At 41.2% G+C, this 21,972-nt stretch carries 14 protein-coding genes and 1 riboswitch; of the genes, 8 read left to right on the plus strand and 6 right to left on the minus strand.

The genetic code is table 11. The features are described from left to right. The first annotated feature begins 152 nt into the window (after positions 1–152). The 4 genes from J1G47_RS01705 (at position 153) to J1G47_RS01720 (ending at position 5,346) form a co-directional block, all read left to right on the plus strand. Positions 153–1,790 (plus strand): ABC transporter substrate-binding protein, encoded by a 1,638-nt coding sequence (locus J1G47_RS01705; RefSeq protein WP_207326710.1) that lies wholly within the window; start codon positions 153–155, stop codon positions 1,788–1,790. 94 nt (positions 1,791–1,884) lie between these two features. After that, positions 1,885–2,808, plus strand: a complete 924-nt coding sequence (oppB, locus tag J1G47_RS01710; RefSeq protein ID WP_005711628.1) for an oligopeptide ABC transporter permease OppB — start codon at positions 1,885–1,887, stop codon at positions 2,806–2,808. A gap of 10 nt (positions 2,809–2,818) precedes the next feature. Then, positions 2,819–3,739 carry an oligopeptide ABC transporter permease OppC gene (gene oppC, locus J1G47_RS01715; RefSeq protein WP_005711630.1) on the plus strand — a complete coding sequence of 307 codons (921 nt, stop codon included), beginning with the start codon at positions 2,819–2,821 and terminating at the stop codon, positions 3,737–3,739. Between the two features lie 11 nt (positions 3,740–3,750). Continuing rightward, positions 3,751–5,346, plus strand: coding sequence for an ABC transporter ATP-binding protein (locus J1G47_RS01720; RefSeq protein WP_035490331.1), 1,596 nt, complete (start codon positions 3,751–3,753; stop codon positions 5,344–5,346). A 67-nt stretch (positions 5,347–5,413) separates the two neighbouring features. On the opposite strand, the gene J1G47_RS01725 is transcribed toward J1G47_RS01720, so the two are convergent. After that, the gene (locus tag J1G47_RS01725) at positions 5,414–7,414 is read right to left on the minus strand and encodes an ABC transporter ATP-binding protein (RefSeq protein WP_160434800.1); all 2,001 of its coding nucleotides are present in this window, start codon (positions 7,412–7,414) and stop codon (positions 5,414–5,416) included. Between the two features lie 251 nt (positions 7,415–7,665). On the opposite strand from J1G47_RS01725, the gene malT reads away from it, so the two are divergent. Continuing rightward, positions 7,666–10,383 (plus strand): HTH-type transcriptional regulator MalT, encoded by a 2,718-nt coding sequence (malT, locus tag J1G47_RS01730; RefSeq protein WP_207326711.1) that lies wholly within the window; start codon positions 7,666–7,668, stop codon positions 10,381–10,383. A 205-nt stretch (positions 10,384–10,588) separates the two neighbouring features. Next, positions 10,589–10,900, plus strand: a complete 312-nt coding sequence (locus J1G47_RS01735; RefSeq protein ID WP_005711639.1) for an HI1450 family dsDNA-mimic protein — start codon at positions 10,589–10,591, stop codon at positions 10,898–10,900. Between the two features lie 109 nt (positions 10,901–11,009). Here J1G47_RS01735 and J1G47_RS01740 read toward each other — a convergent pair whose 3' ends face one another. Genes J1G47_RS01740 through hemC form a run of 4 tightly spaced genes read right to left on the minus strand, consistent with a single transcriptional unit; the run spans position 11,010 to position 15,339 of the window. Beyond that, positions 11,010–12,260, minus strand: coding sequence for a heme biosynthesis protein HemY (locus tag J1G47_RS01740; RefSeq protein WP_021109777.1), 1,251 nt, complete (start codon positions 12,258–12,260; stop codon positions 11,010–11,012). A gap of 10 nt (positions 12,261–12,270) precedes the next feature. Further along, a complete protein-coding gene (locus J1G47_RS01745; protein WP_207326712.1) occupies positions 12,271–13,632 on the minus strand; it encodes a uroporphyrinogen-III C-methyltransferase in 1,362 nt (453 codons plus the stop codon). 17 nt (positions 13,633–13,649) lie between these two features. Then, entirely contained in the window at positions 13,650–14,408 is a 759-nt protein-coding gene (locus J1G47_RS01750; protein WP_015939564.1) for a uroporphyrinogen-III synthase, read from the minus strand. A gap of 1 nt (position 14,409) precedes the next feature. Further along, a complete protein-coding gene (hemC, locus tag J1G47_RS01755) occupies positions 14,410–15,339 on the minus strand; it encodes a hydroxymethylbilane synthase (protein ID WP_015939565.1) in 930 nt (309 codons plus the stop codon). Positions 15,340–15,555: 216 nt separating this feature from the next. Continuing rightward, a riboswitch (glycine riboswitch) is annotated at positions 15,556–15,657 on the plus strand. A gap of 148 nt (positions 15,658–15,805) precedes the next feature. Between hemC and J1G47_RS01760 the strand changes: the two genes are divergently transcribed. After that, positions 15,806–17,173 (plus strand): alanine/glycine:cation symporter family protein, encoded by a 1,368-nt coding sequence (locus tag J1G47_RS01760; RefSeq protein ID WP_207326713.1) that lies wholly within the window; start codon positions 15,806–15,808, stop codon positions 17,171–17,173. 99 nt (positions 17,174–17,272) lie between these two features. Here J1G47_RS01760 and J1G47_RS01765 read toward each other — a convergent pair whose 3' ends face one another. Next, entirely contained in the window at positions 17,273–18,694 is a 1,422-nt protein-coding gene (locus J1G47_RS01765) for a sucrose-specific PTS transporter subunit IIBC (protein ID WP_207326714.1), read from the minus strand. Positions 18,695–19,009: 315 nt separating this feature from the next. On the opposite strand from J1G47_RS01765, the gene ptrA reads away from it, so the two are divergent. Continuing rightward, a complete protein-coding gene (gene ptrA, locus J1G47_RS01770; RefSeq protein WP_207326715.1) occupies positions 19,010–21,952 on the plus strand; it encodes a pitrilysin in 2,943 nt (980 codons plus the stop codon). The last annotated feature ends 20 nt before the right edge of the window (positions 21,953–21,972 follow it).

The raw sequence follows: 21,972 nt of genomic DNA on the forward strand, positions 1-21,972 counted from the left end.
GCCGATTGTTTTTTGTTTTATTCATTGATTTTCTTTACTCAAGTCACATTTTTACAAATAATCTCTATAAAAGTAACTTAAAAACTTTACAAAATTGATTTTTTAAGTTACTAATTAACAATTTTTAACACAACTAAAAGCGGAGATCATTTATGCAAACAACTTTCACCCGTTCTTTATTAGCCAGTGCAGTTGCACTTGGTCTTTCCGTTTCTGCATTTGCAGCTAAAGTGCCTGAAGGTACGGTGCTTGCAGAGAAGCAAGAGATCATTATTAACAATAGCTCAGAACCATCAAGTTTTGACCCACATAAAACAGAAGGTGTGCCAGAAGCTCAAGTTTCTTATCAGTTACTTGAAGGTTTAGTCACCAAAGATTCTGCGGGCGAAATCATTCCTGGTGTGGCTGAAACCTGGAAAAGTTCTGATGATTTCAAAACCTGGACTTTTAATTTACGCAAAAATGCAAAATGGTCTAATGGCGAACCTGTTACCGCACACGATTTTGAGTTCTCGCTTAAACGTTTAGGCGATCCGAAAACGGCTTCACCTTATGCAAGTTACTTAAACTATCTTCAAGTTGAAAATGCTCAAGACATCATTGATGGTAAAAAGCACCGAGTGAAGTTAGGAGTTAAAGCCGTTGATGATTACACTTTAGAAATCAAATTAAGCAATCCTGTGCCTTACTTAGTCGGTATGATGACGCACCAAACGATGTTGCCTGTGCCAAAAGCGGTCGTTGAGAAATTAGGTGATGCGTGGGTGAAAAAAGAGAACTATGTAGGTAACGGTGCTTATAAATTAGTTGAGCATGTGATTAATGAAAAAATCGTGTTTGAACGTAACCCATTGTATTGGAATGATAAAGAAACCGTGATTAATAAAGCGACATTCTTAGCTATTCAAAATGCAAGTACAGACGTTCAACGTTATCGTGCGGGTGACTTACATATCACCAGCTACGGATTGCCTCCAGAGCAGTTCCCGACATTGAAAAAAGAAATTCCAAATGAAGTGTTTGTAACCCGTACGCTTTCAACTTACTACTACGAGCCAAACAACGAAAAAGCACCATTTAACGATGTGCGTGTGCGTAAGGCGTTAAACTTGGCATTAGATCGTAGTGTGATTACGGATAAAGTATTAGGGCAAGGGCAAACGCCAACCTATGTGTTTACACCGCCGTACATTACAGAAGGTCACTTAATTCAACAACCTGAGTACTCAAAACAGGATATGGCATCTCGTAAAGCAGAGGCGATTAAGTTGTTAGAAGAAGCTGGCTTTAGCAAAGCGAACCCTCTTAAATTTACGCTTTTATATAACACTAACGAGAACCATAAGAAAATTGCGATTGCAGCACAATCGATCTTAAAACAAAACACGGGCGGTTTAGTGGATATTAAACTTGAAAACCAAGAGTGGAAAACTTTCTTAGATACACGCCGTGCGGGTAACTATGATGTTGCACGTGCAGGTTGGGCGGCTGACTATAACCAAGCGTCGACTTTCGGTAAATACTTCTTGTCTAACTCAAGTAACAACACCGCTCGTTATAAGAGTGCGGCTTATGATGCTGAAATCAATGCGGCATATAAAGCGGGTAACGCAGAAGAACGTGCGGCAGCTTATGCAAAAGCGGAAGCTCAGTTAGCGAAAGATTATGCGATCATTCCTATCTATAACTATGTAAATCCACGTTTGGTTAAGCCATTCGTGAAAGGTTATGAGGGTAAAGATCCGCAGGATGATATTTTATTAAGAAACCTTTATATCATTAAGCAGTAATTTTTAAGCGGTGCGATTTTTAAAAATCTTTGCAAATTTTGCCAAAAATCGCTCCGCTTGTTTTCTTTTGTTGTGTGGATTGGAGAACTGAGCAATGTTGAAATTTATAATAAAAAGGATTTTAGAAGCGATTCCAACGCTTTTTATTTTAATCACATTTTCGTTTTTTCTAATGCGGTTAGCACCAGGTAGCCCATTTACCTCTGAGCGTGCTTATCCACCTGAAGTGATAGCAAATATTGAAGCCAAATATCACTTAAATGAACCCTTATATAAACAGTATTTTATCTACCTTGAGAACTTAGCTCAGGGGGATTTTGGCCCTTCTTTTAAATATAAAGATCAAACCGTTAATGATTTAATTGCCTCTGCTTTTCCTGTTTCATTTAAACTGGGTATTGTTGCTTTTTGCTTTGCGGTAACTCTTGGCTTGCTGGCAGGAACGGTGGCAGCCTTGAAGCAAAATAGTAGGTGGGACTACTTTATAATGTCCTTTGCGATGACGGGGATTATTATGCCGAGCTTCGTCTTTGCCCCTCTTTTAGTGTTAATTTTTGCCATTTATCTCAAATGGCTACCCGCTGGCGGTTGGAATGGCGGTCAGCTCTATTATATGGTGTTACCTGTTTTATCGCTTACCATTGCCTATGTCGCAGGGATTGCGCGTATTACGCGTGGTTCAATGATTGAAGTGCTACACTCTAATTTTATTCGTACGGCACGAGCTAAAGGCTTGCCGATGGGTAAAATCATTTTTAAACACGCTTTACGCCCAGCTATGTTACCTGTGATTAGCTATCTTGCCCCTGCGTTTGTGGGGATTATTACAGGATCAATGGTAATCGAAAGTGTCTTTGGTTTACCTGGTATCGGACAGCTTTTCGTCAATGGGGCATTAAACCGTGACTATTCCCTTGTGTTAAGTTTAACGATTTTGGTCGGCACATTAACCATTTTCTTTAATGCGGTGGTTGATATTCTTTATGCCGTGATTGACCCGAAAATTCGTTATTCATAAGGAGTGTGAGATGTTAATTAATAATAAGAAAAATCAAGAACTTGCAGAAAAATTAGCGGAACAGACCGCTGACATCGCCGTGGAAGGTCGCAGTTTATGGCAAGATGCTCGTCGTCGCTTTTTCCGTAATAAAGCGGCGGTAAGTAGTCTGATCATTCTCTTTTTTGTGGTGTTATTCATCACTTTTGCGCCGATGTTAATGCCATTTAGCTATGAAGATACAGATTGGAATATGATGAGTGCCGCCCCTGATTTTGCATCAGGACATTATTTTGGTACTGATGCTTCTGGTCGTGACTTGTTGGTACGAATTGCAATGGGCGGACGAATTTCGCTGATGGTTGGGATTGCAGGGGCATTGATTGCCGTTGTCATTGGCACAACCTATGGGGCAATTTCGGGCTATGTTGGCGGCAAAGTCGATATGGTGATGATGCGTTTGCTCGAAATTTTAGGCTCGTTCCCATTTATGTTCTTTGTGATTTTATTGGTGACATTCTTCGGTCAAAACATTCTGTTGATTTTCGTGGCAATCGGTATGATTGCGTGGTTAAGCCTTGCTCGTATCGTGCGAGGACAAACCCTCAGCTTAAAAAACAAAGAGTTTATTGAAGCGGCGATTGTCTGCGGTGTGCCGAAACGCCAGATCATCTGGAAACACATTATTCCGAATGTATTAGGTATCGTGGTGGTTTATGCTTCCCTTGAAGTGCCTGCTTTAATTCTATTTGAGTCCTTTTTAAGTTTCTTAGGTTTAGGTACACAAGAGCCGATGAGCAGTTGGGGGGCTTTATTAAGTGATGGTGCCGCTCAAATGGAAACATCACCGTGGTTATTGGCATTCCCAGCCTTTTTCCTCTGTTTAACCTTGTTCTGTTTTAACTTTATTGGCGATGGTTTGCGTGATGCCCTCGATCCGAAAGACAAATAGGAAGTTGCACAATGAAATTATTAGAAGTCAATAATTTAGATGTCTATCTTAAAACCGATGAAGAATTGGTACACGCAGTGCGTTCGGTTTCTTTCAGTGTGGAAAAAGGACAAACTTTAGCGATTGTCGGCGAGTCAGGATCAGGGAAATCGGTCACTTCAATGTCGATAATGCAATTGTTGCCACATAACATTGTTACCTATGGCGAAAATTCTTCAATTATTTTTGAAGGGCAAGATATTTTACGTTTCTCAGATAAGCAGATGCAATCATTGCGAGGTGATCGTATCGGTATGATTTTCCAAGAGCCGATGACATCTCTTAACCCATTTATGCGAATTGGGGAACAGGTTGCCGAAGCGGTGAGTACCCATAATCCATTGCTGAGCAAACAGCAGGCTCACGAAAAAGCATTGGCGATGTTACAGAAAGTAAAAATCCCGGACGCTGAGAAAAAAATGGTCTGCTATCCTCACGAGTTTTCAGGCGGACAGTTGCAACGCATAATGATTGCAATGGCAATTATCAATGAACCAGATTTATTGATTGCAGACGAACCAACAACCGCCCTTGATGTCACTACGCAAGCGGAAATTTTAGACTTAATGCACGACCTACAAGCGGATATGGGAATGGCGATCATTCTGATTTCTCACGACCTCCGTTTAGTGCATAAATACAGTGACGATGTATGTGTAATGCAAAATGGCGAAATCATTGAGCGAGGGAACACAGAAGAGGTCTTTAAAAATCCTCAGCACCCTTACACCATTGAATTGCTAACACCGATCCCAAGTGATCTAAAACATCAAGTCGCAGAAAATGCCCCACAACTGATCACAGCAGAGAACGTGGATATAGATTACATTTTAAAACGCAATCTATTTGGCAAACCGACCAAAGTGTTTAATGCCGTGAAAAATATCTCCCTAGAGCTAAAAGTAGGCGAAACTTTAGGGATCGTGGGCGAGTCGGGGTCGGGCAAATCGACACTCGGGCGAGCGATTATGCAGATCTTAGCCTATCGAGGAAAAATTGCCTTTGCAGATCAAGAGATCGCCGCATTATCTAACGAACAGCGTCAAGCCTTGAAGAAAGATATGCAAATGGTATTCCAAGATCCGTTTAACTCACTCTCTCCACGCTTGACGGTAGGGGAGATCATCGGCGAGGGCTTGTCTGTGCATTATCCACAAATGAGCAAAGAAGAGCGTCGCCAAAAAGTGATGAAAACCTTGGAAGAAGTTAATCTTTCGCCATCAATGATCAACCGTTATCCCCACGAGTTTTCAGGCGGACAACGCCAACGGATTGCGATTGCCAGAGCGATTATTCTTGAGCCGAAATTCGTCTTACTTGATGAGCCGACTTCAGCCCTTGACCGTTCAACACAATTGACGGTGGTGGAATTGCTGAATAATCTCCAACGTAAATATGGCTTAAGTTACATCTTTATCAGCCACGATTTAGCAGTGGTAAGAGCATTGAGTAACAGAGTGATTGTGATGAGCAAAGGGGAAGTGGTCGAGCAGGGCGAAGCCAAACAGATCTTCGAGCAACCAAAAGATGAATACACCAAGCGGTTAATTGAAGCGTCGAATTTGTAAATTAGCAAGGCATAGTAGAACAGGGGAATTTATCTTTTTCTACTATGCCAAGTTTTAGGTAACGGTATTAACAAATACCATTCTTAATATTCTCAAGCTCTTCCCAACGTTCAAATGCTTGCTCTAACGCCATTTCAGCATCCGCCAGTTTTTGTAACTGAGCTTGAGTATAGCTCGGCTCTTTAGCAAAGAAATCCGCACTATTCACTTCGGCTTGTAAGGCTTCAATTTCTGCTTCAAGCTGTTCCATTTTTTCAGGTAGGGCTTCTAACTCTCGTTGTTCTTTATAAGAAAGTTTGACCTTCTTCCCCTCTCCCTGCTTGCGAGAGGAGGTGTCCGCAGGACGGAGAGGGGCATTTTCGCTTTCAACAAGCGGTGCTTTTTCAACATTTTTTTGCAAAGCTCCACTACCCTCCCCCTGTTTACGGGGGGAGGTGTCCGAAGGACGGTAGGGGGCTTTTGAGGCAAAATAATTCTCCTGTTGTTGCTTCGCATCGTGATAGCCACCAATATATTTATTCACAACCCCTTCGCCTTCAAAGATGTAGCATTCCGTTGCGGTATTGTCGATAAATTGACGGTCGTGGCTGACAATAATCAAAGTGCCTTGATAATCCGCCAACATCTCTTCCAGTAGCTCTAGGGTTTCTACATCAAGGTCGTTGGTGGGTTCGTCCAAAATCAGTAGGTTATTTGGTTTTAGCAATAATTTAGCTAATAACAAGCGGTTACGTTCACCGCCCGATAAGGCTTTGACCGGGGTCATCGCCCGTTTTGGTGGAAATAAGAAATCTTGTAAATAACCAAGCACGTGGCGTTTTACCCCATTGACTTCAATATCTTGTTTGCCGTCCGCCACGTTATCCATTACCGTTTTTTCAGGATCAAGCTCTGCACGGTATTGATCGAAATACGCCACTTCTAACTTAGTGCCACAACGCACTGTCCCTGCGGTTGGCTGAATTTCGCCAAGCAATAGTTTAATTAAGGTGGTTTTACCAATTCCGTTTGCACCGATAAAAGCAATTTTATCGCCACGCAAAATGGTAGTGCTGAAGTTTTTCAGCAAGGTTTTACCTGCCACTTCGTAGCTGGCATTTTCCACTTCAAACACAATTTTGCCTGAACGAGCGGTCTGATCGAGCTGAATTTTTACCGTGCCTTGTACTTCTCGACGTGCTTTACGCTCTTCTCGCAAGGCTTTCAAGGCTCGCACACGCCCTTCATTACGGGTGCGACGAGCTTTAATCCCTTGACGGATCCAAACTTCTTCTTGGGCTAATTTTTTATCAAACAGCTCATTTTGTAAGGCTTCTACACGCAGATCTTCGGCTTTGGTTTCAAGGTAAACATCGTAATTACTAGGATAGGAAACCAGTTTGCCCCGATCTAAATCGACAATGCGAGTTGCCATTTTGCGAATAAAAGCACGGTCGTGAGAGATGAAAATAATACTGCCTTTAAACTCTAATAACAGATTTTCTAACCAAGCAATCGTGTCCACATCTAAATGGTTGGTCGGTTCGTCCAACAGCAACACATCAGGATCAGCCACCAACGCACGAGCCAACGCCGCACGGCGAACCCAACCGCCCGACAGCTCGCACAACCGTTTTTCAGGATCAAGCTCTAACAGCTTCAAGGTATCTTGAATACGGTTTTCAAACTGCCAACCGTTCGCGTGTTCCAGTTGAGCTTGAACTTGAGAAAGTTGCGACATTAGCGTATCGCTGTAATCGGTCAGCATTTGTTGCGAAATGTGGTGATATTGCTTTAAAAGATCGGCTAAATGAGCGATCCCTTCTGCGACATAATCAAACACAGTATCTTCAATATGTCGGGGCGGATCTTGTTCTAAACGGGTGACAACAATATCTTTTTCAAAAATCAATTTGCCATCGTCTAACTGAACTTCGCCAGCCAGCACTTTCATTAAGGTCGATTTGCCTGCCCCGTTTCGTCCGACAAGACAGACACGTTCGCCCTGTTCAATATGTAATTCGGTGTGATCAAGTAGTGGATGATCGCCAAAGCCTAAATAGGCGTTAGAGAGGTTAATTAAAGCCATAGAATATCTGTTGAAATAAAAATTTCGCAAATTTTAGCAGTTTTCCTACCGCTTGTAAGTGATTTAATAAAGTGAAGTAATGAAAGTATAAAAGTGGTTTGAGATTGTATTAAACTTAGTGAGATTGTACTGATTTGGGAGGTAATGGAAAGAGAAGCTATTACTGCCCATAGGTAATACTGTTCTTTTTGTGTATGAAGTTTATTACAAAGTTTGCTACAATCCATTTCCATCATAGACACGGAGGCAAAATGCAAGTTGTTACAAAGCTCATACCTACCAAACTGATTTCCAGTAAATCTACGCACAACGCACGTTCAGCAAATCAAAACATTGAACGTAGTGAGCTTTTAAAAAAACTTGCCGATGTTCCACACTACCCTTTAACCGTCGTGATTGCCCCTGCTGGCTATGGCAAAACGACATTGATTTCCCAATGGAAAGAACGCTTATTAGCAAAAAATGAACAAGTCGCTTGGTTTGCTTTAGATGAAAGCGATAATAACGCCGAACAGTTTTGTCACTACTTTTCATCAGCATTAACCAAAGCTACAGGCATTTCATTACAAGGGATCACCTATAAAAATAACTTGGTGGATTACTTTGGGCAACTCTTAATCTTACTTGATAATGTTCCCCGTCGATTTTATCTCATTATTGATGATTACCATCTTATTGATAATCCCGAAATCCACGATGCACTGCGTTTTTGGTTGAAACATCAGCCTGATACGATGAGCCTTGTGCTACTTTCTCGCCTTACACCGCCATTAAGCATTACTAACTTGCGTATTCACGAAAAACTGCTTGAAATTGATGTACATCAGCTTGCCTTTACACCTGCAGAAACCCGTCAATTTTTTGAACAAAAGCTAAATGAAACATTAAGTGACGAAGTGATTTTTGCGTTATGTGAGCGTGTGGAAGGTTGGGCAACGGCGTTGCAACTGATGATCTTTGCCATTAAACAAAATGCAGAACTGTTGCATTTCCCTGAAAAATTACTGACCAAGCTCAATCAACAACATATCGCTGACTATCTTAATGAAGAAGTTTTTCATTATGTCGATCCTGAAATCAAACGCTTTATGCAACGTTGTGCGATTTTACGTTCAATGAATGAAAAGTTGGTCGTGGCACTTACTCAAGATGAAAGCGGGGTCAAGCGGTTAGATGAGCTGGAAAAATTGGGATTATTCATCACACGAATGACCCACGATGATGAAGAAATCTGGTGGAAATTTCACCCGATTTTAGCCGCCTATCTCTCGCAAAGTTGTCGCTTAGAATTACCGAACGAATGGCAACAGCTACACCAAACTGCCGCAATGATGTGGCTAAAACTGGGCTATGGTTCTGAAGCTCTCTACCACGCTCAAATGCTAGACGATCTACAAACGCTCTACCAAATACTGCAAGAACACGGCTGGGCGTTATTCCATCAAGGGCAACTAAAATTATTGGAAGACTGCTTAAGCCACTTGCCATCAGAACAGATATGGCAAAATGAAAATCTTGTTCTGCTTAAAGCGTGGTTAGCCCAAAGTCAGCACCGCCATCAAGAAGTGAGCGGTATCTTGCAAAAATTCCAGCCAAAGTTACCGCTTACCGAAAGTTTGCAAGGGCGTTTTGATGCATTAAAAGCTCAAGTGGCAATCAATGCGGGCGACGAAGAGCAAGCCTATTTAATTGCAAATCAAGCCTTAGCCAATTTGTCTGATGAATTTGACTATGCCCAAATTGTTGCTAAGTCGGTGATTGGCGAAGCTCAGCATTGTCGTGGTTATCTCAAAGAAAGTTTAGCCTTAATGCAACAAGTCGAAAAAATGGCAACGAGCCAACGGGCGTATCACCACTGGCTTTGGTCTAAACTACAACAGTCTGAAATCCTGTCTGCACAAGGTTTTTGGCAATCTGCCTATGATTTATTAAAAGAAACTACCTTACAAACCAAAGAATTTCATCAAATTCCGATGAATGAATTTTTGCTACGCTTAAAAGGGCAAATTCTATGGGAATGGCACCATCTTGACCAAGCCGAAGCAATGGCGAATGCAGGGATCGAGGTGTTAGACAAGGAAGAAGAACGTATTCAAAGCCTTGCCTTATTAGCCAAAATTTCCCTAACCAAAGGTGACTTAAACAATGCAGAACGTCTGATTGAGCAGTGCCGAATCCTACTGGCTCGTTGTTCGCCCCATAAAGATTGGGTAACGGCACTTGATGAAATCCAGCTGATCTATTGGCAAATGCGTAATGAAACCCGCTATTTAGAAGGCTGGCTTGCTCAAGCGAATTTCCCTAGCCAAGAGCATAACCACTTTACCCAACGCCAATGGCGAAATATCGCCCGTTGTTACCTGCTACAAGAAGATTACGAACAAGCATTGCGTATTCTCAACAGCTTACTGCGTACCACAGCGATTTTTAATCTAGTGAGCGATAGCCAGCGTGCGTTAATTTTGCGTAATCGAGTTTACACCTTACAAGGCAAACCCGATTTAGCCCAACGAGATCTTATTCAAGCCCTAAATTTAAGCCAACAGACCAACTTTATCAGTGCGTTTGTGATTGAAGGCGAAATAATGGCACAACAAATCCGCCAACTACTGCAACTCAATGTATTAGAAGAACTTTCTACACACAAAGCCCAATTTATTTTGCGGAGTATTAACCAGCATAACCGCCATAAAACCGCACATTTTGATGAAGAGTTTGTCAAAAACTTGCTTGCCAATCCACAAGTGCCAGAACTGCTCAAAATCAGTCCGCTTACTCAACGAGAATGGCAAGTGTTAGGGTTAATTTATTCAGGTTATAGCAATGAACAGATCTCTCAAGAACTGGTGGTCGCAATGACCACCATCAAAACCCATATACGCAATCTCTATCAGAAAATCGGCGTAGCAAATCGTGCCGAAGCGATTGAATATACTCGCAGTTTATTGAGAATGATGGGGTATATCTAGATAAAGTAGAAAATCAACAATCAATTTAGAATCTATTCTTCATATATATTTCTTTTTATTTAAGTTGTTTTAGTGTAAAGTTTGGATGTATATGAATGTGGATATTATTTTATACAATAATATTTTCTATTAATCTAATTAATGTTTATTGGTAAATCACTATTATGATTTTTTCAAATGTGATTTGATATAAGAGAGAAATATAATGGCTAATTTGTCCCCTGACGAAGCAATTGAGCTTGCATATGATATTTTTTTAGAAATGGCTTCAGATAATTTAGAGCCTGCAGATATTTTACTTTTTAATTTGCAATTTGAAGAACGTGGAGCGGTGGAAATGGTTGAAACTAGTGAAAATTGGGAGCAAGAAATCGGTGTTTTAATTGATCCAGATGCTTTTGCTGAAGTTTGGATTGGTTTGATAAATCAGAATGATGAGATGGATGATATTTTTGCACGTTTTTTAATTTCCAATGATGCTGAGAATAGAGAATATCATGTAATTTGGAAGAGTTAGAGGATGTAATTGAGGGGACGGAGCCAAGGTAACCATTAATTTATTTTAGTCTAATCTTTTTAATCTGGATATAATAAAGGCAGCTTTTGAGAAGCTGCCTTTATAGTCATTATTTTTCGATCTCTTGTGGCAACGCCAACACTGTTTCCACTGGTTTGGCTTCGACATTGACCTCTTTCAGATCTTCTTGTTTTAATCTATTCGCTAATTCTACATCGTGGGTCTGTTCTGCGACATACAATGCCATAATGCGATCTTTCGCGATACACTCTTTATGCTCAAGCAGTTGCACAAAGTAAGGTTTCGCTTTGTCGAAATGCCCTGCTCTGGTGTGGATATAACCTAGTACACGCGCGTAATCGTCACTGTAACGCTCTTCCGCTTTGCTGTTGCGTTTTAAGAGAACTTTGAATAGTTTATGTTCTTCATCAACTTGTAAGCGTGTTAATTCTGGATAGAGCAACACAAGTTGTTCATCTTGATATTTTTTCACAGTTTCAAGAGCGATTTCTTGAGCAGATTCGTGATCGTCTGTGTCAATTAAGCGTTTAATCAAGCCAACGCGAACGTAAATAGAACGACGGCGGCGGCTTGGTTGATTATCCCACCATTTTAATAAGCCTTCTTGACCTTCTTCATTCATAATTTCATCTAATAAGCCGTCATTGACTTGCTGTTCAAGTCTTTCGTACTCTTCTGCCGATAAGAAACTACGTTGTCCGATTTGTTCTAATACGTCATCGAGTGCTTTGTAAGCCTTCGATTTTTGGTAGATTTCAATCGCAAGGCGTAAGGCTTCAACGTTGTTTGGAGCAAGGACTAATAAGCTATCGACCGCACTGCGTGCCGCAGGGAGTTTGCCTTGTAGCAGTAAAATTCGTGTGCGAGCAATTTCAACGGCAACGTTGTTTGGACCAGCGATTTTAGCAGCTTCAATTAAATACTTGTTCGCATTGAGTTCGTCGCCTCGTTGTTGAGCAGCTTCGGCAGCTTTGATGAAGTTTAACACTGGCTCGGCGGCGTGTTTTGCATTTTTTGCAATTAATCTCTCCGCTTTAGAGTAATCCCCTTCGGTCATTTTCATTAAGCCTTTGAGGGTTTGCTGTTGTGCTTTTTTACGTTTGCGATCGCCAAACCATTGATAAGCACCTCGACTTAACCCAAAGAAACGGCGGACAATCCACTCTATTGCATAAACCACTGCCATAGCTACCGCAAAAAAGACCACGAGCATTACTAGGCTCATTTCAATCACTTTGCCTGCGGTTTCAATGCGTACATAACCTTGATGCCCCGAAATATAAGGCCCTAAAATTAAGCCTGCAAGGACAATTAGCATTAAAAAGAGAACGCGAAACATAATCTATCTCCTATTGTTGCTCTGTAGCAGGTTTTGCTTCGGTTGGTGTTTCTTGAGCTGGTGTTGCTTGCTCAAGGGATTTGTCTTGTTCCAACTGAATTTTGCTAATCGGTTTAGGGGCTTTATTGAGCAGCTGATCTAATAAGCCTAAACTGTGCAGGCGATTTGGTGCGTCAATGTAGATAGATTGTTCAATCATCTCGTCAATTTCTTTTAAGAAGGTTTTGACTTGTTCATTCTGCACATCAAAGTAACTTCTCACCCAAGTGCTAACTGCTTCAAGCGATTGTTTATAGAGTTCATTTTGCTGACGTGGAATTGCCAAAATCGCAATTTGTAAACGCAAGCGGATATTTTCTCGTAAGTAAATCTCTTGATTTGGTGCAACAAAAGCTTTCTCTTTTGCCGTCGCTTTATCGCTGATACGGATAAAGTGATTTAAGAAAGAGTTTGCACTTTTTTCTAGGTTTTGTTGCCAGTCTTGCACTGAGCTACTCACTTCGCCGGTGGCAACACTTTCTTCTTCCACCGTGTTGTCGATCATCGGCATATCATCAAGCAAATTCGCTAATTGCGTTAAGCGTTGCATTAAATTATTTTGATCAACATTGTTTACACTAGCAAGTTGGCTGAGGTCTTGTTTAATCGCTTCACGAATGTTAAGAACTCGATTATCGCTCACTTGGCTTAATACGTTATCCGCTTCAATAAGCAAGCTACGTGCGGTATCAATATCGTTATCTAACACTACTTTGCGTAAGGCATTGTTAAGTAAGAAATCAGCGTCAGATAATAGCCATTCACTTTGGTCTGCTTTTGGTGTCGCCCCTAATTTTTGAATTTGGCTTTGTAGGGCGTTGATTTGCTGAGTATAAGCCGTTTGTGCATTCTCTAACTGTGCAATTTTATCTAATGATTGTTGATAATCTTGAGTAAGTTTGGCAATTTTGACTTTTTCTTCATCAAAGTTAGGGATTTCAGCAACTGTTTGTTCGGGTTGATTTTGGGTTGCTTTTGCTTGTAATGCTTGAATTTGTGTATCAAGTTGAGCAAATTTTTGGTTGCCGAAGAAATACCCTGTTGCCCCCACGCCTAAGGCAATCAAGATAGCCAGCAGAGAGAGTGCTTTTCCCCCTGATGATTGTTTTGGTTGTTCTGATTGAATAGGTTGAGCAATTTCCACTTGTTTTTCCTCTTGTTCAGTTTTTGGATCAATAGCGGTGACTTCCTCTGTCTCTTTTACCATTTCTGGCTCAGAGGCTACCGCTTGTTCTACATCGACTTTCACATCTTCAGTCACGACTGGCTCAAGGTTTTCTGCAACGTTTTTTGTTGCTTCAACCGCTTTTGGCTTTTTGCTCTGTTTCGACATAATGTTCACCTATTTAGTTAAAATTTCACACAGTTGAGTATTGTTTCCAGCAGACTATGATTATCCGCTTTCATTGAAATTTGAATTTGTTCGCTTTTCCAGCCTGATTTTCGGGCAAGTGTGGCGATACGTTTGCCAACCACAATTAAACGACATTGGTAGAGCCAAGGCAGATCCGCTTCTGCGGTTTGTTCGATAAACGTGGTTAAAATCTCACCGCTTGTCACGACAATGGTATCTGTTCCTGCTCGTTTTGCGAGGCTTATCTGCTCGCTTAAATTGTCCGCCAACATTATACGGCGATAACATTCGAGGATCTGCACTTCAGCACCTCGTGAAGTTGCTTGTTCAGCAAAAAATTCTCGCCCTGTATCTGCGCGTAAAATCAGCACATTTTTTCCAGACAACTGAGCCATTTCAGGCAGTGCCAGTAGCCCTTCACTGTTTTCTGATTGAATAGGGTAACGTACCGCTTGTTCAATTTGGGAAGCGAAATGGTTTGCTGAACGTTGCCCAACGGCAAAATAGAGTAAATCACTTCGCCAGTAAAATCCCGTTTGCTTTAAGGTTTCAGTTGCAAAATCAACGGCATTTTTTGACACGGCAAAAACATAATCACCCGAATTTAAACGAGATAAACTACTTGGCAACGTTGGCAGATCCGCCCCTGCTTCAACTCGAAACAGCGGTTGATGAATGGCAAAAATTTGCTGTTCTGCCAACATTTCAACTAATTGTAGCCCACGTTGATCGGGGCGTGTGACTAAAACATTCATACTATTCGCTTTGATAAACGGCTTTTAAAATGTGATCAGCCCCTTTTGCAAGTAACGCTTCTGCCACTTCAACACCTAATTTCTCTGCCTCTTTTATGTTGCCTTTTGCTGACGCTCTTACAATGGTTGAACCGTCTAATGAACCGACGAGGGCATTTAATTCAATTTCATCACCTGTTAATGTTGCAAAACCGCCGATAGGCACTTGGCAACCGCCTTGTAAACGGCTGTTCATTGCTCGCTCTGCTTGTACACAGTAAGCGGTCGGTTGGTGATTTAATTCTGCAAGATAGGCTAACACTCGCTCGTCATTCAAACGGGTTTCAATCCCAACTGCCCCTTGCCCACAGGCTGGCAGTGATGTTTCTACAGGGATAAAGGTGCGGATACGTTCGCTTAAGCCTAAGCGGATTAAGCCTGCTGAAGCTAAAATAATCGCATCATATTCACCATTATCTAATTTGCTCAGGCGAGTTCCGACGTTGCCTCGTAAGGATTTGATCTGTAAATGCGGATATTTTGCCATTAGCTGACATTGACGGCGTAGGCTTGATGTCCCCACAACAGCCCCTGCTGGTAAGGCTTCAAGGTTTGCATAGTGATTAGATACAAACGCATCTCTTGGATCTTCACGCTCACAAATGACCGCAAGCCCTAGCCCTTCAGGAAAAGTCATCGGTACATCTTTCATTGAATGGACGGCAATATCTGCTCGGTTTTCGAGTAAGGCTAACTCTAACTCTTTGACAAATAAGCCCTTTCCACCGATTTTTGCTAACGGTGTATCTAAAATGATGTCGCCTTTTGTTACCATTGTAACCAGCTCGACTGATAATTGTGGAAAACGCTGTTCTAATGCGTCTTTAACGAAATTTGCCTGCCAAAGTGCTAGAGGACTTTGACGAGTAGCAATGCGTAAAATCTCTTTCATTCGTTTACTTTTCTTTAAATAAAGATAGCCGTTATCCTACCACTATTTGCCCTTTCTTGCCAAAAAAATTGAACAGTGATCTTGACGACAATAAAAGAAACATTAAAATTCGCAACGCTTTAAAAAAGCAGTTCGGATGAAGATAGCTGGAGAGTGGGGAATAACCCTACACCGACGAGGTAAAATCTTTCAGGTGCGACAGCGAGGACAGCTATTGGACGAACCCTTGGAGAGATCCACTCTGCATAGCAGAAAATGGACGCCGAAGGCGAAAGCAATGAATGCGAAACGCTCAGGCAAAAGGACAGGGGAGAAAAGTAACCATCATTTCAAGCGGTGGGATTATATTTATTGCTTTTGTGTGAAACAGCATGGGGTCCCTACAGAATGCAAAAAATTCATCACATCATTCCGCTTGTCTTATTGCTTTTCTTTCCTTGTAAGTTATTTTTACGAGGAATTATTTATGTCAATTGACACTATTCTTAGCTCAATTAATAGTATCGTTTGGGGACCACCACTGTTGTTATTAATTTCAGGTGTGGGGATCTACTTCACCCTTAAACTCAAATTACTGCAATTTTTCCACTTACCTCGAGCCTTTTCTTATATGTTCAAATCAGAAAAAGGCGATAATCAATCAGGGGATATTTCTGCCTTTGGAGCATTAGCCACTGCACTTGCCGCCACTATCGGCACAGGTAATATCGTCGGGGTCGCCACCGCTATCCAAGCTGGAGGGCCAGGAGCGGTATTTTGGATGTGGATCATTGCCCTGTTTGGTATGGCAACTAAATATGCCGAATGTTTATTGGCGGTGAAATTCAGAGGCAAAGATAAAGACGGCTATATTGCTGGCGGGCCGATGTACTATATCGAAATGGGTATGGGGCAGAAATGGAAATGGCTGGCAAAACTGTTTGCGATATTTGGGGTAATGGTGGCTCTCTTTGGTATTGGTACTTTCCCACAGGTCAATGGAATTACCACATCATTGCAAGATACGTTCAACATTCCGATTAGCATTACCGCCGTTATCTTAACGCTTACCGTTGCGGCAATTACGCTCGGCGGTGTAAAACGTATCTCAAAAATTTCAATGGTGATCGTGCCTTTTATGGCGGTTAGCTATGTTGGGGCTTCCCTGCTGATTTTAGTGCTTCACGCCGATAAGGTGCCAGATACCATTGTCTTTATCGTAAAAGCAGCTTTTAACCCCGAAGCTGCATTGGGTGGTGTATTTGGTTTTACCGTATTACAAGCTATTCAAGCTGGGGTTGCTCGTGGGATTTTCTCTAACGAGTCGGGCTTAGGCTCTGCACCTATTGCCGCAGCGGCTGCACATACTAAAGAGCCTGTTCGTCAAGGGTTGATCTCAATGACTGGCACATTCCTTGATACCATTATTGTCTGTTCAATGACAGGCTTAGTGATTGTATTAACTGGGGTATGGACAGGTCCAACACAAGGGGCAGTTTTAACTAACTTAGCCTTCTCAGAAGGTTTAGCAAGCTCTATCGGAGCAATGATTGTCACCATCAGCCTTGTATTTTTTGCATTCACCACAATTTTAGGCTGGTGTTACTACGGCGAACGTTGTTTAGTCTATCTGACAGGCGGACGCACCAAAAGGATTAAACTCTACCGCTTGATCTTCATTATGCTGATTGCCGTGGCACCATTTATCAAACTCAATACGATTTGGACAATTGCAGATATTGTAAACGGCTTAATGGCATTCCCTAACTTAGTCGCTTTGATCGGCTTACGCCACGTTGTGATTGAAGAAACCAGAAGTTATTTTGAGAGATTGAAGAAAGGGTTGGTGGAGTAGTTATGATAGATTTTAAATATCTATAGGAATTTAAAGTCTTATGTGAAACGGGCTGTATTAAGGGAATACAGCCCGTTTATTATAATCTAATCAATTAGTTTACGCTTTTGCCTGCGTGCGTTTACCTAAAATCACCGTCACCACAAACGCAATACTTGCTGAAATTGCCATACCAACACAGTACATCGCAAGGCTTTCAGGTTTAATTGATGGAATACCTGGTAAACCTGTCGCACCTAATGCAATCGCTTTTACATTGAATAGTGCGATAAATGCACTTGATGTACCCGCTGCAATCATTGCTGCGATAAATGGATAACGGTAACGTAAGTTCACACCGAACATTGCTGGCTCTGTGATACCTAATAATGCTGAGATACCTGATGGAACAGCCATACCACGCACTTTCGCATCTTTCATCACGAATGCTGCACCTAAACACGCTGCACCTTGAGCAATGTTAGACATTGCAGCGATAGGGAAGATAAATGTACCGCCAGTGTTCGCCACTTCTGCTAATAATTGTGTTTCTACCGCAATAAAGGTTTGGTGCATACCTGTGATAACGATTGGTGCGTAGAATGTACCGAAGATCGCACCGCCTACAAAGCCTAAGCTATCGTATAACCAAGTTAAACCTGCAGAGATTAATGAACCTGCTTCACGACCTAATGGACCAATGATAGTGAACGCTAAGAAACCTGCGATGAATAATGAGAATAACGGCGTGATTAAGTTATCCAAGAATGATGGAACAACTTTACGGAAAGCTTTTTCTAAAGTTGCTAATACCCATGCAGAAACTAAAGTAGGGATAACAGTACCTTGATAACCTACTTTCTCAATTTCTAAACCAAGTACATTCCAGTACTGGATTTTGCCATTTGCAAGGGTTAATGCATAGTTCCAACCGTCTGCCAATGCAGGGTGAACTAATAACATACCCAGTGCGGCCCCTAAGAATGGGTTACCACCGAATTTAAGGGTTGCAGAGAAACCTAAAAGAACTGGCAAGAACACGAATGGTGCATTTGCGAAAGTGTTCATTAAGTCCACTAAATCTGCAATACCTGGGTACATATCAACAACGTTCACACCTTCTGCAAAGAAGCCTTTTGCAGTAAGCATTGAGTGAATACCCATTAACAAACCGCCTGCGACGATAGCTGGAATGATAGGTACGAAAATATCCGCTAAACCTTTTACAACGCTTTGTAAGAAACCTTGTTTGTCTGCACCAGCACTAGCAACTTCAGATGTTGTCATATCGCCAATACCTAAGATTTTCGTCAATTCAGCGTGAACTTTATTTACTGTGCCAGAACCAAAAATAATTTGGTATTGACCTGCAACCGAGAACTGACCTTTAACGCCTTCAATGTTCTCAATGCCTTCTTTATCGATTAAAGTTTCATCTTTAACCACCATACGCAAACGGGTTGCACAGTGTGCTGCGGCAGAGATGTTATCTTTGCCCCCGAGTTTATCAATCACTTGTTGAGCGATTTGAGGAAAGTTCATAGTTACCACCTATTTTTTGTGCATAGAAATACTAAAAATTAAACAGTGGTATTTTAACTAAAACGGTTTAGCTAAGAAAGTAAATTTTGCTAAAACGTTTTAGTTTTGTAATCTAGATCACATTTTTAGCAAGTTTAGCTATTATGAGAATAATGCGTCTGATAGCATATGAAGGATTTGTTATAATTGAACATTCTCAGTGTTACAAATTAGAGAGAACAAATATATTTTTTAGGAAATATGGAACTTATTTTTAAAATGCTTCTCTAATTTATGCAGAAGTTAATTCTATTTTCTTATAGAACAGGAGAAACAATGAAAAAATCATTATTAAGTTACAGTTTATCGTTAATCTTAGGCTTAGGAGCGGTGGCTTCCTTGCCTGTTTTTGCAAATTCTGCAACCCAACCTACCGCTATCACAAATACTCAACAGCAGTTAGGCTTTGAACTAATCAAAACAACCATCAATAAAAGCCCAACGGATAAAGCTATCTATCAAGGTATTCGCCTTGCGAATGGAATGGACGTGTTACTGATTTCAGATGACAAAGCAAATAAATCGCTAATGTCTGTCGGTTTGCCTGTCGGTTCAATGGACGACCCAGTTAAGCAACAAGGTTTGGCTCACTATTTAGAACATATGATTTTGATGGGGTCAAAAGCCTTCCCTGAAACCAACAGCTTAGATGGCTTTTTAACGAAAAACGGGGGCTACAATAATGCCTTTACTGCGTCAGATCGTACCGTTTATTATCTTGAAGTAAATAACAACGCCTTTGATGAAGCGGTGGCTCGCCTTGCCGATGCTTTTGCTCAACCGTTGTTATCTGAGACGAATGCTAAAAAAGAAGTGAATGCGGTTAATGCGGAGATGGTGCGAGCAAAATCCAACGATGGCTTTTTAATGCACGATGTTAATCTTGCTACCGCTAACCCGAACCACCCGATTACCAAGTTTGCCGTTGGGAATAAGGTCACGCTATCTGATAAAGCTGATAGTAAGCTACAAGATGAATTAGTGAAATTTTATCAACAATACTATTCCGCAAACTTAATGAAAGCGGTGCTTTATTCTAATCAACCGATTGAAAAACTGGCAAAACTTGCAGAACAGACCTTAGGCAAGGTTGAGAATAAAAAACTCACAGCCCCGACGGTGGATATGCCGTTTTTCCGTGCGGAAGATAAAGCGGTGATGATCCATTATAAACCGGTGAAACCAAGCAAGATGTTGGCGATTTCCTTTGATATGCCTGAAGATAAAGCTCAGTTTAAGCATAAAACAGGGGCGTATCTCGCTTATGTGTTCAATAATAATACCGATGGCACACTGTCTGATTATTTGATTAAGCAAGGACTGTCTGACAGCGGTGTTCAATCGGTAGCGAATCATGATGTTAGTCGCAACCGTGGTGATTTTACCTTTTATATTGAATTGACTGACAAAGGCTTAGCAGAACAAGACAAAATTATCTCGTTGGTTTTCCAGCAAATTGAAGCGGTCAAAAAAGCAGGTGTTCAACAGAGCTATTTTGATGAATTAAAAGAGAGCTTAAGCCAAGAGTTTCAACATCTGCAGACGGAAAAAAGTGGCAACTATGTTGCCGATTTGGTGAGCCAAATGATGAGTTATCCGCTCGAAAATATCATCGATCAGCCTTATGCTATTGAACAAATGGATACGCAAGCGATCAATGCAAAACTTGCTGAGATGACATTAGCTAACGTGCGTATTTTGCTTGTTGATGATAAAGCGAAAACCGATAAAAAAACCAAATATTTTGAAGCCCCTTATGCCGTGCATAAAATCAGTGAGCAACAAAAGGCAAAATGGCTTGATTTTAGCCAAAATCCTGAGCTTAAATTGCCAGCGTTGAACCCATATTTCGCAACGGATTTCAGCCTAAATGAAAGTGATAAATCTCGCTTAAAACCGCAACTGATTGAAGCAGAGCAAGGCACGCAAATCTATGCAATGCCAAGCCATTATTTTGCTAACGAACCGAAAGCGAAAATCTCGTTAGTGCTAGGTATTACGCCAAAAGTGGAAGATCTTAAACAAGCAGTCAGTGCAGTGTTGCTGGGCTATATGGGCGATTTAGTCCAAAGCAAAATTGATTTCCAAGCCTCTATTGCAGGAATGAGTGCGAGTGTATCAATGGCAGAAAATGGCGTTGTATTACAAGCGGATGGTTACACCCAAAATTTAGCAAAATTGCTGAAAGATAAAATGGTGTTATTCCAACAATTTACGTTAAGTGAAGATACCCTAGCTCAAGCAAAACAGCGTTATCTTGAAGCCTTAGATCGTGCAGAAAAAGAGAATGCTTTACGCCAAGCAAATGAAGTAATTACTCGTTTCTCCAGTTATCCCTATTTTGAAATGGCAAAACAACGTGCAATGATCGAACAGATCAACTTGGCGGATATTCAGCAAATGCGTGAAAAATTGCTGAACAAGGCGACATCATTACGCGTTCTTGCGGTAGGAAATCTTTCAGATAACCAAGTGAAACAGATTGCAACAGAAGTCGAAACGGTCTTTAACAATCAAAATAGCCAGATTGATTTAGGACGTTATCTCGACATTAATCAGAGCCAACGCAAGCTAAATCATATTAAACAGATTTCTCACGAAGATAACGCCTTAACAATCGCCTATTTTCCAAAAGGTTATGATGAGTTACAGGGATTAAGCCGTGCCAGTTTATTAAAAGATATTCTCTCACGTTGGTATTTTGATGATCTGCGTACAGATAAACAGCTAGGTTATGTTGTTTACGCCTATAACACCCGTATCGGCACAACATCAGGCTTGCAATTTTCGGTACAAAGCCCGACGGCTTCACCAAAAGAGATAATGCAACATAATGAACGCTTCTTCAAAGAAAGTTTGGCTAAACTCAACGCAATGAGTGCCGAAGAGTTTGAAAAATATCGAGCAAGCCTACTTGAAGTGTTACAACATAAGCCAGAGTCCTTAGATCAAGAATTTGCTGAATTTGTCACCGATTTTTCACGAGGCAACGGGCAGTTTGACCATAAGGCAAAATTGATTGAATTGATTAAACAGCTCACTAAACAAGATATTCTTGATTTCTATCAGCAGGCCATTATCGACCAAACAGGTTTTGTTTTTGCCAGCCAAGCCGTTGGTAAAAATCCGAAAATTAGCCAAGTCGCAGAACTAAAAGGCTTTGAGAAGGTTGAGAGTGTGGAAGCATTGCAGAAGGGGTTTGAGATTAAGCGGTATTAGTGTTTTGTAAGCCTTTAATG

The organism is Glaesserella parasuis, assembly GCF_017352235.1.
GTDB classification, from domain to species: Bacteria; Pseudomonadota; Gammaproteobacteria; order Enterobacterales; family Pasteurellaceae; genus Glaesserella; species Glaesserella parasuis.